We start from the raw sequence: 17,204 nt of genomic DNA on the forward strand, positions 1-17,204 counted from the left end.
ATCCTATCAATTTTTATTTATATTTAACCCAAAAAACAATAGTCCCGTTGTAAATGGCACCCTGAGCCAATGGCCATAATTGGAAGTGATTTGCTGGATTTACTATTGTTGTCGTTGAATTAACAGGTAATGCAAAAACGGGTTTCCAATTTTCGTGATCAATGTCAGGGTATGCATCTCTTAACATACTTATATATATCCCCATAGAAAGCGTATTTCCCGGATTAAAAAATTCCGATGTCCATGAGACATAAGTGGTTAGAACTGCCCTACCGAATCCGGTTTGACTAAAAAACCTCTGGAAAACAGTGTCATTTATTTCATATTTTCCGACCGTGTCATTCGCAATTTTGGCGCTAGTCACTGCATTATTCGCAATTTTGGTGTTCGTCACTGCATAGGTTGCAATATGCGTAGATTGAACTGCGCTTGTACCTAGTATGTTGGCATCGACTTTCTTCCAAGAAATAACCGGATTTTGCGCATCCCCATTCGTGGTTGCCACTTTGTTTATGTTTGCGGGATTGTTTGCCCCTGGCAAAACACCCGCTGTTGCGTTATCAACCAATGTTTTCATGTTGTTAAGACTATCTATGCAATAGTTTATCTCTGAGTCTAGCGTCTCGGCTGAAATCGGTTGCTTTGTCTCAGTGCGTATTTTAAAACGCTCACTATTTTTTAACGCTGCTGCCGCGTAAGGTAAATCTGGTCTTTTGTATGTTGTCATCGCTCGACCCTTCCATATAAAGTTATTTTTTTGATCACTAAAGGCGAATTGTACTGCTGCCCATAGGCGCTAATAAAAAACGAGCTTGCAACGAACTTTAATCTCTTTTTATTTGCTAGATAAGGTATTGCAAGCCGCAAACCTTCGTCATCGCTATTGTCTAAATCAGGATCATTTACGCGCAGCGCAATCTTATCTATCACATCGCCGCGCATATCCATTTTGTAGACGGATTCTAAATTGAATTGTTTTTTTAAGTCGCCAAAAATGACAAGATTAAAGCTGTTATTTTCGTTCAGCGTAAAGCTTGATGTATATTCGGCATCTAGCTCGTAGCGCTTACATGCAAATCGCTTTTTTGAGTTTTGAACGACAGGTGTCGTCCAGTTAAATAAAATTGGTTGGCCATTGTCATTATATACTTTTTCTGTTCCGTCACTGCCATCAGCATAAATCAAAATATTATTATTTTGTGTTACGTACAAAGCGCTAGAATCTGCGTTTAAAGTACCTGAAAATTTAAAAGCACCAGAAAATAAACACCAACTAATATTATCGTCAGCATAATAGCCAACTACAGAGTCATTTTGACCAATTTTAAAACCAAAGAACCCACCTTTTTTATAGTTGAATGCTTTGCAAGCCCAATAATTTCTGTTGCTTGTTAGTGACAGTATGTATCTATTCACAATAGGATCGAGCGCGCTAACCTTGTTAATCATCGCTTTGTGCGCAACGCTCTCATTGGTTGTTAAACGCATAATTCCATTCTGTGAAATGAAATATAAGTCACCGTTTATGGTTTCTTTAAGTTCTCCATGTGCGATTCCCGCATCTAGCGTTGACTCCCATACAAAGTTATTTACGTCTGTAGGGTTTTTGCCAGTCCATACTTGCGTCTTGCTTCTGCCAAAAAAAACCAACTTATCAGATACTGAGGAAATAGCTTCAATACAATCGGGCTTCCCCTGCTTGTAACTAATATCAATATAAGGAATAGTACCTGTAGACTCATCAACAAAATTCAGCGTTTCCGGTGAATGTGAATAATATATTATCATTGAGTCTTTTCTAAAAGAGTTTTGCACTCTACCTTCTGATAAACCCCATATCCTGTTATGTGCAACAAATAAACTGCTGAATCTTGGCAAGTTAACAGTATAAAAGATTTTTACAGCTTTGCCTGTTAACACTGGGAAATCGGTTGTTGAAGTGATCGTGACAGTTTTTGTTGTAGTATTATTTGAGGTTAAAGTAATTACGCCAATATGCTCTACATTATCAACGTAAAGCGTTATTTTACTTAATAAATCTACTGCATAACCTAAAATATTATTGTCATATTTATAAGTTGCTTGCTTTATATCTGTTGAACGCTTAAACACTTTAGCATCAGGGTGTCCTAAATGATCTTGCTGCACATCAAGGCTTGAGCCATCCCACCTTCTAACGCGATTTATTCCGTTGCAAATTAATAAGTAATTTTTAAAGGTAACGGCTCGGGGTATCGTTCCTGCATCTAGTATATTGTTTTCAATTAGCGTGATTGCATTCGTGCTATAGTCATATAAATAAAGCTTTATTACTTGGTAGTAAGTCCCTTCATCTGGAGGACCGAACCCTAATTGCCCCTCTGTGTTAGGAAATGTACTAGAATCAAATGTTATTTTGTAGTTACCATCTGCTGCAGCTTCATTTTTTCTTATATATGCACGAATCGTCTCTGGCGTGTTATCAAGACTATATAAAACTTTAATTTTTGTCTCAGGCAAATACTTATGAGGGGCTGAAGTGACAAAAGTAAAATCCTGAGGGGCGAAGCTTGAGCTACCATTGACATCAAAACTTGTATCTTTCTCAAATTCAACAGAACACAAAATAAGCTGCTTAATCTGATTAGTTGGGTTTATATAAGAAAATGTGCTGATAATTTCAGCATCAAGGGGAATGGGATTGCTTCCGCTTATTTCTATGCTTTTTGTTCCAAATCTAACGCTGCCACTGCCTAACGGTGATGGCAAAATATTTTGTAAATAATAGCTGTTTGCTACAGTCAAACTTTGATGATCAATGTTTTGATTCATGCCGTTTTGCGGCATTGGAATCTCGATAACGTCATATTGATTGCTTGAAAACATATTATATTTCGCTGTATGTAGATATTACACCATTGCCCGACAACGTGTTGAAGTAGTTCAATAATTCACCTTTGCCGCGCTCATATTTGATTAAAGATGCATTGATTTCATCTTTATTTTTCAAGCCACCTTCTGATTGATACATGTAGTAAGCCGCCCCATCGACTAAAAGTTGATGGAAAGTAGGCGGATAAGGCACCGCATCTTCATAAGTTGTTAATTCAAGTGGCGTAGGATTTTTAATGTACGTTAAAACTAAAGAACAGCCCGCGGGGTAAGTGTTAAGGTATGGGTAAATGTACGCAGACGCATTGTTATAATACCAGTAAGCGGGTTTATCTATTTTTTCAAGCAGAGGATCGGTTTCAAATATTTGTGATACGCTTGTTTGCTTGAGCTTAGTCACCCCGCCAGAGTCTTTGTAGTACACCCCAGTGATAGCATGTGAGTTTTTTTGAAAGAAACTGCCAATCCAACCTTTTGCTGTTAATACAACGTTCGCGGTGTCTGAATTATATTCGATAACTGTCGCTGAAACGTAAGGGTTAAATAAAGCGGTTATTCTGAATAGCTCAAAATGCACAATATTTAGATACTTTAGAAAAATTTGTTTCTCTGCTGTATCTACAGAATCCAACCCAACGCTTAAAAGCGTTAGGCGGTCGATCATTTCAGAAACATTCATGCGCTTTATGCGCCCTGAATAAGCAAAGTAATGCGAACGGTGCTATTGATTGCAACGGCAACCCCTGCGGTCGCGTTTGTCCCAGTCGTTGTATCTGGCACTGTGATTTTTATTGTCTTTTTATCTGTTGTATCTAAAAAAACAATGTTCGCTTGATGACTTACAACTTTACCATTCGCATCGTGAATGCTGAAGTTTTGCACTCCTAGGACTTTCCCCGCACCATCCCAAACAAATAAGGGTTTGGTTTCTGTTGATGCAACAGCTTGTGTTTTGACATCAAAAACAAGTAACTGCACATCTTTACCATTGGTAATTGAAGATGCCGCAAGCGCTGTATCAACATCGGCTTTAGTGCCTGAACCATATCTAACAATCATTTTATAAACTCCTATATTTGATTAAGCTGTGCGCACGAATGAATGGATAATACCGCGCTCAACTAGGTTTGCAGTATTTTGGAAGCTTGGGAACATCATTGCTTTTTGCCCGCGAATTTCGCAAGCTGCCATAGCAACGTTAAGGTTAAAATCTCTTTGTTCCATTTCAAACCAAGGACGTTGCGCCCATGCTAAGCCAAACGCTTGAGCACCTAGGAATAGATTCCATGCGGCTGTCTGTGTATTTGTCACACGATAGCGAGCAAGCTCAGGGCACTCATAAACCATGACCCCTTCAACAGTGCCGCGATAACGCGCACCGCTCAAGCCCTCTGGTTGATCTGCTGATTGAATAACACCACGATAAACAAAGTCGCTCCAAGCCGGATCGCCCGCAAGTGATTTATAGCTAGCAGGATCCATTAAGTAAACGTAAGTCTCTTCAGGGAATCCACGCTTAGACTTTAATTCGATTGGTTTTATCTTAGCTTCAGCCTCATAAGTAGTGCCACCATTTATTGCTAGGCTTTTTAAATCGCGTAAATGTTGAACAGATAAACCATCGCCTGCATGTGTTGCGTCTCCGCTCATAGTGCCTACAGCAGTATAAATTGAGGCATTATGTGCTTGGGTACCGTATATAACACGATTTGCACCTGGTCCATCACCGCCAGTTGCCGAGTTGTAAAGCCCAGTAGTTGCAGCATCAAAAATGCCTTTAACCAGGTTACGCTTTTGCGCGTTGATCAATAGCGGGCGCATCATCTCATAAATGTCGATTGGTGTGTATTTTTTAGTTAACGGCACACCCATTAACACATCTACAAAGCGTAGCAAGTTTAATTTAATCTCATCTTCAAAGACTTGTATTTGCTGCTCAGCACCCGCAGCTTGGTTATAACCAACCACAGGTGTTTCGTAGTTCAAGTCTTTTCTAAATGGCACACGATAGCTTAAGCCTTCACCGTTGCCAGTTTCAAATACTTGGATTGCATCGCTTGCGGATGTACCCATGAAAACAGTTAGCGGGGTAAGCCCTAAATACTCTTCAAAATATTGTTGACGAATTTTAAACGGAATAAGCGCATTATCATACGCATTGGGAGTTGCGGCAGTATAAGCCATGACAAAAACCTCTAGTCTTTAATTAAACAAATTTAGTTTTAAGTAAATCCGTTTTGATCAAAGCTAAGAAATTAGTCACGCTTTAAAAGTTAATGGCTGTGCCGACTTTAAGCTATGTTAATTTCGTCTTTTTACAAAAACGTTGCGATTATAGGCAGCCTTTAAAAAGGTAATTGCTTATATCACTGGTGCTAGGGTGACAATAAGGAAGATCCAAGGAAACATAAACCAATTAAATCTACACCCTAGCGAGTTAATTATACCGTTTCTGTGATGAAAAAAAACATGTTATCGTAGAATTTTGCCTTGTCTTGAGCGATTGAAAATTCCGCTCATTGATGTATCACGCGCTGAATGATCCGATGGTGACGAAGAACCCGCGGGCAACACGTATTTATTGCCGCCTATATAGTCGCTGTTTTCTTTAAGCTTCTCTATTTCTTTTTCAAGCTTTGAGATTTTCTTCTCTTTCTGATCAAGCTGATCTTGAAATTTAAGTTTAAGGGCTTTAACGCCCCCTGTCTCGTTCAAGTCTTTGTAAACATCCTCATAATAATCAGCGCCAACAGCAAGCATTTTTTTAGTTAGCTGCACAGGGTCATTGATTTCGCTTAGCTGATCTAAAAAATAGTTTAACTCGTCTTCATTGGCAAACTTAACAAAGTGATCTAACGCCTTAATTTTGTCGTCTAACATATCGTCACTAACATATTTGCGCATGTTTTCAATCTCAGAGAAAAACACGTTCTCATAATAAGCAAGCGGGTTATTACTGTCATATGTTTGTTGTGTCGCACTCTCAGGCGGTTGTTCTTGCACAATATATTGCAATAACTCTTGCGCCTCTGTATCAGTGAGCGCGCCTTCTTGTACATAAGCGCTTATTTTGTTTTCAAAAGCACGTAGTTTTTGACTAAGCGAATGACCCCATTTTTGTGATTCACGCAATGATTTTTCTAACTTATCAACAGCACTCGTTGTTTTTTCGCTTTTTTCGTCTTTCTCGCTTTTATCACCATTCCCAGATTGCTCAGCTTGCTCACTTGCATTGCTCTCATCTTCTGAGTTGCTTTGCTCACCATCTACGTCACTATCTGATTTAGTTTCGCTTTTAGGTGGCTTTTTAGCGCTTTCCTCGGCTTTTTTTGCACTTTGCTTATCAACTGCTTTATTTTCGGTTTTATCGTCAACAGCAGCTTCTGTGTTCGCTTCTTCTCCTGCCTCCGCTGCTCTCTGCTTAAACTTATCAAGCAAGTTGCGCATTGGTTCGCTTTGTTCTATTTCTTGATTTTCCATATTTACCTTATTTACCCTATTTGATTATTATTAAAACTCTGAAAGGATGATGTCATCTGTTGCCGTATTGCCATCAATCGTAAGTGGTGGACTTAAGCCAGACTGCTGATTCGTTTCGCGATATGACAAAATAAACGTGATCTTGTTATCTGAAAAATCAACATAACCGACAATCGCATCGAATGATTCTAAATAAATATTGCTGTATTTTATCAGCTCAACCGTCTCATTTGCTTTTATCTCAAGACGCGAAAACAAGGGGACTTCAACGCTACCCGCTGCATAGTTTTTCAGTAAATTGATATTTAGCTTTGCGCTGTGTGATGTAGCATTGACGGCTAAAATGCTATCAATAATACAGTTGTTTGCGCTAGTAAATAGCTCACCATATGAGCCATTAAGCGTTGCTTCAGTGCTTTTGTATTGTATATAGGGATAATCACTTGAAAGCATCACATGCCACCCATAGGTTGTTGATTCTGCATGGCTTGCTCTGGTACCCCAATTTGTGAGGGTACCATCTCTTGCTGTTGTTGAGCAAATAAGCCCTGCACGTCTTGCGCTAAGTTTTCATAATCGCGAACGCCTAAGCGCTTTAATAGCTGCGGTGATTGCATAAGCATTGCCGCATTCGGTGTGCTTAAGAGCTTCTCTAGCACTATCTGCTGTTCATGTACTGAGCTTTCAAAGTCTGGGACTTCTTCGACATAGATAGACAATGGCAAGGTGCGGATATCATTAAACACGATTTTTTTGCCATCGACATCACGCACTAAGTTCAAAATAATCGTTTCTTTTTCTTCATCAGTCAGTATATGCGACTCGGTGCAGTATTCACCACTGCCTTGAATCAGGTTCAACATCATGCGCGCTTCGCGCTTCTTCATCATTTTAAGATTATCAAAAGCAAACACTTGGTTACGCACACTGTTGATCTGTCTATGCTGAATTGCTATCCCGCTTTGTGCGTTTGTTTCTTTGCCTAGCGCCTCGTCATAAATACCAGAAACTTGCTGCATTTCTTGATCGCCACGGTTAAGCATCTCAAACTGCCCAGGGGCTAGACTTTGATTAGATTCTATGTCAAAACGCGCCCCTGGATTAACAGCTATTGCTGTCGCAGGGTTTTTCATTATCTGCGCAACTTGCTGTTCTGTTAAATTCACAGCGCCTCTGTCATAAATAACACGGAATGAATTAAGATTGTGCACAAGCTTTGTGCGTCTGTAGTTCATCTCGCGTTGTATGTCTTTCATTACAGAAATCCAACCATCGGGCACCCCATCACTAAAGCGCCTTGTCCAAATGCAGGGGATATAAGTAAAATCTGGCATGTTGGGCAAATTCGGCTGCAATGGGGCATATTCTAGCAAGATATCATCAGTAAACATCACGCGCATGGTTTGCGATGCTTGTTTTTCGACAATATCACTTTTGTTTTCAGATAACGCGATTGCTTCGTCTTCGTTGAATGTCTGAAAACTTCGACCCTCTTTATCAATGCCAATATATGATGTTTTACTTTCTTTGTACTGTACTTCGATAATCTTGACGCGGTTGCCGTTATATTCACCGCTGCCATTGCTATAGCTATCATAGCTATTGTGTTGGCGTTGTTCTAGCTCACCGCTATAACTGCCGTATGCGCTAGCCCCTTTCTCTGCACCACCAAAAACGGAATCAAAGTAGCTAGCATGTTTATGCCACAAGTCTTTCGCTTTCTCTATACTGATCCAACGGACACGGCACACAAAACTCATATTTTCAAAATTAGGGCTTAAGTCATCAGGATCGAACAGGATGTTCATTGGGTTAACGTATTCGTAGTTAATTTCGCCTGTTTCTGGCGATTTAAATAAGTTACTCCAACCTATGCCTGTCACTAACGTATCACGAAACTTCAAAGATGACTTATAAGGGATATCTTGGTTTTCTTGTATAGCATAACCTAGATGCGAAACAGCTAATGATAGCTTGTCGTCATCTCCTTTGCCTGAATGACTACGAAAAGCAACCCTAAAACGTGTTTGCACCTCCATCCCAGACATATAGTTGACTAGGTTTTTGATTTTGTTAACTGTTACAGGCGATTGCCCACGCTCTGAAAGCTCAGCGATAACTTCGGCAGGCCATTGCCCTGTGCCGTCATAAAAGCCATAATCCTCACGTGCTTTTTTTCTAAAAGCGATAGTCGAAGGATGGCTATTAGCATACTCAAAGTAATTGCGCGCTTTTTGCAGTGCTGCTTCTTGTTTAGTCGTCATTGTTTTTAATATGCGCATTACGACTCCAGTAAATCCTTCATAATTGATAAATTACTTCCTATGTCTTTTATAATGTTTTTTAATATTTCAATCTCTGCTATATCTGCTTTTTCTTTAACCATAATACTCTGGTATTGATTAAAAAATTGGAAATCAACATTACATGCAGCCATACATTTTAGTATCTGTCTTTTATTCATCATCATCCTCTTTGCATTCTTCTTTTTTATTATTCTTTTCAAGAAAACTTCCTTTAATGTTAGAAATTTCTCTCTCCAATCTTTCAACGTCATTAATTAAAATTTGTAATCTTGCTGCGACTAAATCATGGAAGTGAGTTTTTGCAACAGTTGGAGTGCAAACTTTTTTGCCGTATATGAAAACCTCTTCATACGGCTCAAGTTGTTCAATAACTTCCTTGTTAAGAGATGTTACTATTGCGCAATCGTTTTCAACACTATCAACAATACAAGTAAAAAATCCATGTTTTGTATGCACCCATAAGTCATCACCTACTTGAAACTGTGTGAGTTTTGATTTTAATACGACCTTTTCTATTGAAAGCGTATTTAAAACAACACTTTTACACATAACATTCGCAGCGTAGTCATAGACGTTATTGTCTACCAAATGGGGAAATACTTCGCATAGCTCTTCCGCTATATATCCGATATATGCACCATGGCCGTCCATACTCGGGTCTTTGTATTCATAGCTAACAAAGTTTACCCTGCTGAAATCTTTTTTAAGCCTTTTTTCAAAAGTATTAATGCTTCCAGTTATCTTTTTTTTGTTAATTGAAGAAAATGCATGAAATTCATTCGCTGCTATTCTTAACGTAGTATACAAACCGTAGTTGTTATTCCCCGTGTAAGTCCCGGTTGATCCACTCGGATTTAAATAACCGAATGTTTGCGATGTATAGATACTTGAAGATGTAATAGTAATACGATCATTAAATGTTGATGTCCCAGACACATTAATGTTACTAATATTTGCGGTGCCTACGTCTGTAATATTTTGATTATTGAAGCTCACGCTCGCGGTCGGTGCTGATATTTCGTTTAGTTTTGGCGTTGTGATGTTTTTCCATGTGCCGTTGTAAATTTCTACTATAGCTGTATCTGTATTATAGCGTATCATGCCTGCAAAAGAACCAGCCGGACGCTCTGCCGTGGTGCCTCTTGGAATAGTTATAGCGCCAGTGCCCGGCATCGTGGGATCATTAGGAATTGATATTGTGCCAGTATCAGTGATTGTTCCGCCAGTTAATCCTTGCCCCGCTGTTACTGAGGTCACGGTGCCAAAGGTATCAGCAAGCCATTGGCTGCCGTCATACTGCTCATTAACACCCAGTGTTGTATTAAATCTTTGCATACCCGCAACAGGACTAACTGGGCGCTGTGCTGTGGTGCCAGTCGGTACTTTCAAGGACTCATTGCCATAAAAGTAAGGATTATCGACTAAACCTATTGCTAGTTTGTCGGGCACCCCAAAAACTGTATTGATTGAAATCTGGTTAGCAGTACCCACTAGCCCAGTTAATGCAACTTTCCAAGTGCCTGTTCCGTCCCACTGTTCAAAGCTGTATGTTTCGTTGTTGTATCTTTGCATCCCCCAATTAGGCGTTGACGGTCTTTGAGCTGTTGAGCCAACGGGCAGTTGTAAATATCCAGTGCCATTGACTGTTACATCACCCGGCAACGTTGGATTGTTAGCGAACGTAACGTTAATTGGATTTTGGATTGAGTCATTTCCGATAACATCGCCTGTTATATCGATTGTTTGAGCAGGGCTTATATAGTCTGTCTCTGCTAGCGCTCTAGATATCGTGCCTCCTGAGTGCATCAACAAACCATCTTCAATATCGCTAAGGCCTTGAGCGTTGGGATGATGTGGGGTGCTGTGTGTTAAAATTAAATTTTGATTTTTTATAAGATCATGCATGTTTTTTAAGTGTTCAACATCGATTTTGACATCTAATAACTTAAAAGACTGAATGGGTCTATTGTCAAAGTCACCGAACCAAATAGCCCCGTCTTCTAACTCAGGCAATTGATTATCACTGGCTAGCTCGCCAGTAAAAGGCGATATAAAAAAATCTAAGTTGCTATTATTCGTTGTTTTCATCGACTAAACCGCGTTTAAATGTGTTATAAAATTGGCAATATCTACGGCATCGGTATCATATTGATTATTTGCATACGTTGAGAGATTAGCTAGATTGCTTGCGTCTGGGTTATCCATTGCATCATCTTCACCCGCGCCAAAAGTATAATTGAATTGATATAGATTAATATCAAAATAAGGATAGCTTGAATCAAAAGCGATCTGATCACTAGCCGCACGTTGTGGACCTGGTATAAATATTTTACTTAACGCATACTGCATCAACTGCACGTTGTAAGAAGCATACGAACCCACATCAGTTGTAAAACCCTCAGGTTTGACACCAGTGCCAACACTCAAAATATTGAAGCGCCTTGCGTTAGGGTATAAGCGTTTTGCAACTGAAAAAGCTGTTTCTACAGGATTGTTTTGAAAAACACCACCATCCGTATAAGAATGCCCACCAAACGTATGAATGGGGAAATAAATAGGTGCAGCACTTGTTGCAAGTCCAACATCTACAGCTTTTTCACTCGCCCCCATTAAAAACGGCTCATGCCCTGTTATATTGCTAAATAATACTGGCTTACTCTCGTCTACATCGTAAGAAGTGATGATTACTTTGCCGGGCAAATCTGATAACAGCGTAGTTGAACCTACAGCGTTTTCTAGCTCTGACTGTAACGTCGTGTTTTGATACATCGACTTAAGCGTGATGCCGTTATACGTGTAATCATAGCCAGAAATCAAGCCACCAAGTTCGATCCCCATCAATACAGCACCCATATATTGATCACGGCTAACAACATGAGGTGCAAACGTACCGTATCCGAAAATATTTGCCCCATATGTATCAAATAGATCAAGCATATACTGTGGGCTTTTGCCATAAGCATAGCCCAACGCTTGAATGCCGCCTATCGATGTTCCTGAAATAATATCAAATGTGTTATAAAGCTGATTAGCATTAATGCCCGCTTCAATACAGAAACGCTTTAAAAAAGTAGCTGATAAATAGCCCCTAATTCCACCGCCATGCAAATTCAATATATTAACTGTCTCAGGTGCTGCCATCGTTTCAAATCAAGAAAAAATCAAACTAGATCAATTATAAAGCAGTATGTGATACTTTAGCAAATTTATGCCTTTCTTTAACCTTTAGACGCTGCAACGGAGAAATGTTGAGAGGGAGGGACGCAGCGCCTGTTGTCATAATATGTTTTAGTCGCGATGCTGTAAATGTTTATTTCGAGTATTTAAGCGAGAACCAAAAAACAGTTGCATATCGTCTCATGTGGTTCGAGTAAGTATTTTTGAATGGTACATTCGAGTGTACAACTTTAACTTAAAAAGCAGGGTGGGCAAATCTTTCGTTTGTCAACGGGGCAAATCAAAATGTACCCTCTTTGCCCTAGGGGAGAAATAAGAAAACACCCCTCTTAAAAGCCTTGTATAATATGGTTTTAAGCTATACTTTTCGCTAAGTTAAAATGTACCCTCTTTACCCCTGTTTTGCCCCTGTTTTCCTATGGAAAATGGTGTAATAATTTATTTTCTCTAAACATGCCTCAAAGCCTTTTAAAATATAGGTTTAAATATACGTACTACCTATATTAATTCGTTACATTACCTAGTTTTTTTTATTTCTCGATAATGCCCATGTTTTTAAGCACGACCCGCACGTCTCATCTTTTTGAAAGTTGCAAAATTCATGCTGCAAAAATCAAACTCATCTAGGTACTCTTCATATTGCTGTCGGGTTGTTTTATCCGTTACAAAATCAATAATTTTAATTTCAAAAACAACATCGCCCTTGATAACTTTGCCATCATGACTGCCACCATTAAAAAACTGACTGATATCGTCTTTGTTGAACGTGATTTCATCGCCTGTCACTTCGTCAACGCATTCATAGCCCAATAAACACGTTCTGTAGTCTGTATCAAAAACGCATACAATGCCATCTTGGTCTTTTAGCGCAAACTTTGTGAGTAAGGTTAGGTGCATTTGTTTAAATTGCTAAATATATGAGCTATTACATCAACTGTAAATGAATTGCCTATGGCTTTATAGCGCTGTGTATTGCTGATTGATGCCGTATATCCCTTTGGCAGTGTTTGCAATGCTTCGCATTCTGTTGGGGTTAATTTGCGATATTGCAAATCATCTGGAAAGCAAAGAACGTTATCTTTTTGCACCGTTGTTAGTGTGTTTGTTTTGTAGTCTGCGCGTAGTTCTAAGCGTTGCTCAGTCATCCCCGCAACTCTGCTCTTGTGATCTTGTCTAATACCGTCAACCAAATACCTACCACGAATAGCACCACAAAATACCAATTGTCGCCTATGCTTTGCGAAGTATTGTTTTAAATTACCGCCTTTAAAGTAATTAGCATCAATGCAGTAGCTTTTGCTTTTATCAACTATGCCATGTTCAATAACGTCATGCAGGCATATTTTTTTATCTTCTGGCTGTGTTACGCGCGGGATGTTAGTCCAATACTTTCTAATTCTGTTTTGCGCACTAACCAAGGCGCTATTGATTGTTATCGGTTCAACGCCAAGATGCTCACTGATAATTGCCTCATACTCTTTTTTCATGCGAACATTCTCAAATAAAAAATAGCAGTCGTTATTCTCTTTGAGAACGCGGACAAATTCAAAAAACAGCTTACTCCTATGATCTTCAAAATTTAATTGCTTGCCCGCAAAGCTGAAGCCTTGGCAAGGCGATCCTCCTACAATCAGATCATAATCACTGCCCTTGACTTGTGTAATGCAGCCAAGCTGTTTCGTATCTGGATAATTGCTTTGTGTTACTTTTATCGCGTACTTATCCACTTCACTTGCGTGATATAGTGAATATCTTATACCCGCTCGATTTAAAGCAACCTGTGCGCAACTTATGCCGTCAAATAATGATAAAACTTTCATCATCCCGCCATCCAACTGTTGCTGTTTTGCCCTTGGTAGCTGCGCATATGATAGCGCTGCTGCATTTCTACAGATTGAGCAACGCCCATCCCCGAAACAACAAGATAGCGCATGCAGTCCATTAAATGGTCATTACCTTTTTTAATGATCCCTTTTTCGTCTCTGTTGTACATTCTAAATTCTCTTAACGTTTGCGTTAATGTTGTAAAGATTTTAAGCTTGCCGTTTTGAAAACGTGTCAAAGTATCCATGACACCTTTTTCTTTTGAGTTGATCGCTTTACTTAAGTTATGCAAGCCCGATTGTCGATAAAGCGTTGCTATCGCCTCACCGTCTTTCTGTGATGACTGTTCGCCCGCAGGGTCATAAACCCCCGGTATTTTATCGGCACCCATCTGTATCAGCTCATACGTGTGTTGCTGCGGTGTACGCTCTGCAACGTAGTATTCTGCTGTTAAGTACATCACATCGTTGTCGCGGTCAATCGCAGCAAATAGTGCCGCTGTTGGGTTAGTCCACCCAAAGTCAAGCGCATAAACTTTTGCCCAATGTGCCGGAATAGCAAAAGGCTGCACTGTTACCGCATCTTCAAAGACTGGATAGACTAAGCCGCTGCCCATGCTTGGGATTCCTTTTTCTCTGGCTTCTCGTTCGATGGGGTTTAATGATTTGAGGATTAACTCTTTTTCATGATCGAGCAAATGCGGATTGTCAGCCCATGAGGCCATGATGTAAAACTTATCATCGATTACCTGGCCTTCGGCTTTGCCTTCTGTAAACTGCAACACAAGCTCAGTAACGCCAAGCAATGGTGTCATCGTTAATACTAATATGCCTTGATTATCGATATCTGTAGACATCGTACGCATAAGTGACTCGACATAAATATCGCGTGGCGGTTCTTCATCTAAGTGAACTAAATCAAGTTTGGCAGCTTGAAACTTCTTGCGCCCTTGTTCATATGACTTGAATGTTAGCTCTGATACGCCACCAGAAATATGCTTCACTTTGTACGTGTGCTTTAGTCTATCAATGCCGATGATCAAATCTTCTGCGATAACGTCTAAATAGCCCTGCTCTAATACTTCAGCGGTCAAGGCATTGGTTACACTTGCCGCCCATGCTTTGATCGGACGATTAAAACGCTTGCCACCCCACCATTGCGGATAATAGCCTGTTAAATGCATGGCGCACTCAGCAATCCCACCGAATGTTTTGCCCGTCCTGTTTCCTGCCAAAAAAAGCCGCTCTTTAGCATTCTTGCCCGCTACATGAAATAACAATTGTTTCTTGTGTGGCTTGTAATCTAAAAAGTGTTTTTTTATGTGAAGATTTGCTGCTTTGATAATGCTGTCATCAGTTATTTTTAGCTGCTGCATTCTTTGCGATTTCTCTTATTTGTAGTGCTTGCTCATTTGTTAACGTCAACGTGGTTTCGTTCTGTTCTTCATCCTCGAACTTATCACGCTGTTTTAGCATCTGTTTGCCTAGCCAAATCAAGAGTGTGGGGTTTTTTTCTGCGGCCGTCCATTGCATGCGTCTTAAGCTTACTCTGCCGCCATCTCTCTTTTTCTCATATACCTCGGAAAAACTCTCACCATAGGTTTTTTTACACCATCTTGTTAATGTTTTATCCGTAACATCAAGCACATTGCATATTTCTTCTTGTGTGCATTGTATACTGCACATACTCTCGAACTGTTTTTTATTAATTTCTTTCTTTGGTCTAGCCATTTTCAATTACCTCACAATAAAAACGCCTATGAATAAATACAGCGCAACCATGATAACGAATATCAAAAGCGGTGCGCCAAGGTCTTTTATTTTACTTTTCATGAAGTTAAAAAGGCGGTAAATCATCATCGTCAAAATCCTCGTAACTTGGTGGCGGTTGTGTTGGTACTGTTTTGCCTTTGGCTTTAGCGTACTCATTAACTTTGCCAGTGTTGGTTGAACTGAGATAATCTTGTGCAGTTGTATTGTCCGCACTTGGGCGCTGTGGCTCTGTTTGTGCGCTAGACAATAATTGAAACTCTGTTGCAATGACTTTTGTTGTGTAGCGGTCTTGTCCGTTTTTATCTTGCCATTTTTGGGTGTTTATACGACCTTCGACATAAAGCTTTGAGCCTTTTTGTACATACTGCCCGATGGTTTCTGCTTGCTTCCCAAAAAAGGTTATATTGTGCCATTCTGTGACATCGATATGTTGCCCAGTTTGCTTGTCTTTGTAGCCGTCATTCGTTGCTATGCTTAAATTAACAACAGCGACCCCAGAGGGCATGTAACGCACCTCAGGATCGCCCCCCGCAAAACCAAGTATAATTACTTTATTTACCGTGCCTTTCGCCATATTTTAATTACTCTCAATCAATTGTTTTAATTCATCAATGGGCATCCATTGGTCAATCAACGTTGTTTCTATTTCAATCATATGCTTGTATATGTTTGGCGTTTGATACGTTGCAAAAAATAACTTATCGCCCACGGCACACAATACGCGCTGCCCATCTTCTGGGCGTTGCTTCTTGCCATTTATCCAAGGCGATTTTTTCGGCTGTTTTTTCTGCTTGCGTTCTTTAGATTGGTTTTCGATCATGTAGTATTTTTGGATAACACTGTTTGGGACTGCTAACCATTGTATACTGTCAAAGCAGTTCTGCAAAATTAACGCTCTAATCTTGCGCGCAGCCTGCCAATCGTTTGAATAATCTATGTTCACCCAATCATATACTTGTCGATTTCTTTTATCGCCTCATCTGCACCATGACATACAACGGCTTTATAGCCTTGCATGTTGAGGTAGTTTATCCAACCCAACTGGCTTTCAGATACTTTGCCGCCACTTTTAGCTTTCATTTCAATGTAAAGCCCTGCATGTCTATTCACTACTGGGATGACCAAATCAGGCACACCTTTCGCCATACCTAGACGTTTAAGCTTGTTAACAACACCGAAAACAATACTCGCTAATGCACTGTTTTGACGCGCTAAAAATGATAGCTTTTGCTCATTGGGTACGTGATAATGGGCTATGCGTTTTGCAACCAAATAATCAACTACTGTCATTTGCTCTTGCTCTTCATTTGCGACTGGTTTTCTATTTGCTTTCTTTGTTCTTTTTATAAACATCTATTTAAAGCCTATTTTTAAGCCCGTGACGCGATTTTATTTCAACATCGTGTGTTTGTCTAATTGCATGACTGATCGTTTAATTTTGACCGCTTAGCGCTTTATTAATCTTGCCTTTTGATCTAATCAATTGCACCCTTTCCTTTTGGTAGCGTTTAAGCTCGGAAATTTTGATATTATAACTTTTGCCCCTTTTGCCCTTGTTGACCGGATTCAATAAACCAGACTTGATCGCATTGCGCAGTACGTTATCCGTTAAACCAGAAAGCCTTGCCGCTTCGTTGATATCAACTATCACGTCTTCATGCAATGTTACCAGTGTCTCAACAGCACCACGCAAGCTTGCAATCTCTTGCGTTAGCGCGTCAATGTCGTTTACTGTTATCAAGTCTAGTGTTTTTCTTTCCATCATAATTTTACC

General features: G+C 39.8%; 19 protein-coding genes. All 19 read right to left on the bottom strand.

Annotated elements, in window-relative coordinates:
- Positions 1–13: 13 nt before the first annotated feature.
- A complete protein-coding gene (locus IE867_RS02380) occupies positions 14–727 on the bottom strand; it encodes a hypothetical protein (protein ID WP_192483163.1) in 714 nt (237 codons plus the stop codon).
- Positions 724–2,865, bottom strand: a complete 2,142-nt coding sequence (locus IE867_RS02385) for a hypothetical protein (protein WP_192483164.1) — start codon at positions 2,863–2,865, stop codon at positions 724–726. Before IE867_RS02385 ends, IE867_RS02380 begins: the two co-directional genes overlap by 4 nt.
- A 1-nt stretch (position 2,866) precedes the next feature.
- A complete protein-coding gene (locus IE867_RS02390) occupies positions 2,867–3,550 on the bottom strand; it encodes a phage adaptor protein (protein WP_192483165.1) in 684 nt (227 codons plus the stop codon).
- Positions 3,551–3,555: 5 nt separating this feature from the next.
- A complete protein-coding gene (locus IE867_RS02395; RefSeq protein ID WP_192483166.1) occupies positions 3,556–3,930 on the bottom strand; it encodes a hypothetical protein in 375 nt (124 codons plus the stop codon).
- 21 nt (positions 3,931–3,951) lie between these two features.
- Positions 3,952–5,055 carry a phage capsid family protein gene (locus IE867_RS02400; protein WP_192483167.1) on the bottom strand — a complete coding sequence of 368 codons (1,104 nt, stop codon included), beginning with the start codon at positions 5,053–5,055 and terminating at the stop codon, positions 3,952–3,954.
- A 288-nt stretch (positions 5,056–5,343) separates the two neighbouring features.
- Positions 5,344–6,351 carry a hypothetical protein gene (locus tag IE867_RS02405; protein ID WP_192483168.1) on the bottom strand — a complete coding sequence of 336 codons (1,008 nt, stop codon included), beginning with the start codon at positions 6,349–6,351 and terminating at the stop codon, positions 5,344–5,346.
- 30 nt (positions 6,352–6,381) lie between these two features.
- Complete coding sequence (locus IE867_RS02410; RefSeq protein WP_192483169.1) at positions 6,382–6,804, bottom strand: hypothetical protein; 423 nt, start codon at positions 6,802–6,804, stop codon at positions 6,382–6,384.
- A complete protein-coding gene (locus tag IE867_RS02415) occupies positions 6,804–8,633 on the bottom strand; it encodes a portal protein (RefSeq protein WP_192483170.1) in 1,830 nt (609 codons plus the stop codon). Before IE867_RS02415 ends, IE867_RS02410 begins: the two co-directional genes overlap by 1 nt.
- Positions 8,633–8,815: a hypothetical protein gene (locus IE867_RS02420; RefSeq protein ID WP_192483171.1), complete on the bottom strand. Its 183-nt coding sequence runs from the start codon at positions 8,813–8,815 to the stop codon at positions 8,633–8,635. The genes IE867_RS02415 and IE867_RS02420 overlap by 1 nt, the downstream gene beginning before the upstream one ends.
- Positions 8,808–10,745, bottom strand: a complete 1,938-nt coding sequence (locus tag IE867_RS02425; protein ID WP_192483172.1) for a tail fiber domain-containing protein — start codon at positions 10,743–10,745, stop codon at positions 8,808–8,810. Before IE867_RS02425 ends, IE867_RS02420 begins: the two co-directional genes overlap by 8 nt.
- Positions 10,746–10,748: 3 nt before the next feature.
- A complete protein-coding gene (locus IE867_RS02430) occupies positions 10,749–11,798 on the bottom strand; it encodes a patatin-like phospholipase family protein (protein WP_192483173.1) in 1,050 nt (349 codons plus the stop codon).
- Positions 11,799–12,389: 591 nt separating this feature from the next.
- Positions 12,390–12,731: a hypothetical protein gene (locus tag IE867_RS02435; RefSeq protein ID WP_192483174.1), complete on the bottom strand. Its 342-nt coding sequence runs from the start codon at positions 12,729–12,731 to the stop codon at positions 12,390–12,392.
- Positions 12,722–13,657, bottom strand: coding sequence for a DNA cytosine methyltransferase (locus IE867_RS02440; RefSeq protein WP_203249608.1), 936 nt, complete (start codon positions 13,655–13,657; stop codon positions 12,722–12,724). Before IE867_RS02440 ends, IE867_RS02435 begins: the two co-directional genes overlap by 10 nt.
- The gene (locus tag IE867_RS02445) at positions 13,654–15,033 is read right to left on the bottom strand and encodes a terminase large subunit domain-containing protein (RefSeq protein WP_192483175.1); all 1,380 of its coding nucleotides are present in this window, start codon (positions 15,031–15,033) and stop codon (positions 13,654–13,656) included. Before IE867_RS02445 ends, IE867_RS02440 begins: the two co-directional genes overlap by 4 nt.
- Positions 15,011–15,388, bottom strand: a complete 378-nt coding sequence (locus tag IE867_RS02450; protein ID WP_192483176.1) for a hypothetical protein — start codon at positions 15,386–15,388, stop codon at positions 15,011–15,013. The genes IE867_RS02445 and IE867_RS02450 overlap by 23 nt, the downstream gene beginning before the upstream one ends.
- A 106-nt stretch (positions 15,389–15,494) precedes the next feature.
- Positions 15,495–16,004, bottom strand: a complete 510-nt coding sequence (locus IE867_RS02455) for a single-stranded DNA-binding protein (RefSeq protein ID WP_192483177.1) — start codon at positions 16,002–16,004, stop codon at positions 15,495–15,497.
- A 3-nt stretch (positions 16,005–16,007) separates the two neighbouring features.
- On the bottom strand, positions 16,008–16,373 hold the full coding sequence (locus tag IE867_RS02460) for a hypothetical protein (protein WP_192483178.1): 366 nt from the start codon (positions 16,371–16,373) through the stop codon (positions 16,008–16,010).
- Entirely contained in the window at positions 16,370–16,783 is a 414-nt protein-coding gene (locus tag IE867_RS02465) for a VRR-NUC domain-containing protein (RefSeq protein WP_192483179.1), read from the bottom strand. The genes IE867_RS02460 and IE867_RS02465 overlap by 4 nt, the downstream gene beginning before the upstream one ends.
- 79 nt (positions 16,784–16,862) lie before the next feature.
- A complete protein-coding gene (locus IE867_RS02470; RefSeq protein ID WP_192483180.1) occupies positions 16,863–17,195 on the bottom strand; it encodes a helix-turn-helix domain-containing protein in 333 nt (110 codons plus the stop codon).
- Between the last annotated feature and the right edge of the window lie 9 nt (positions 17,196–17,204).

The organism is Cysteiniphilum marinum, from assembly GCF_014857925.1.
Lineage (GTDB): Bacteria > Pseudomonadota > Gammaproteobacteria > Francisellales > Francisellaceae > Caedibacter > Caedibacter marinus.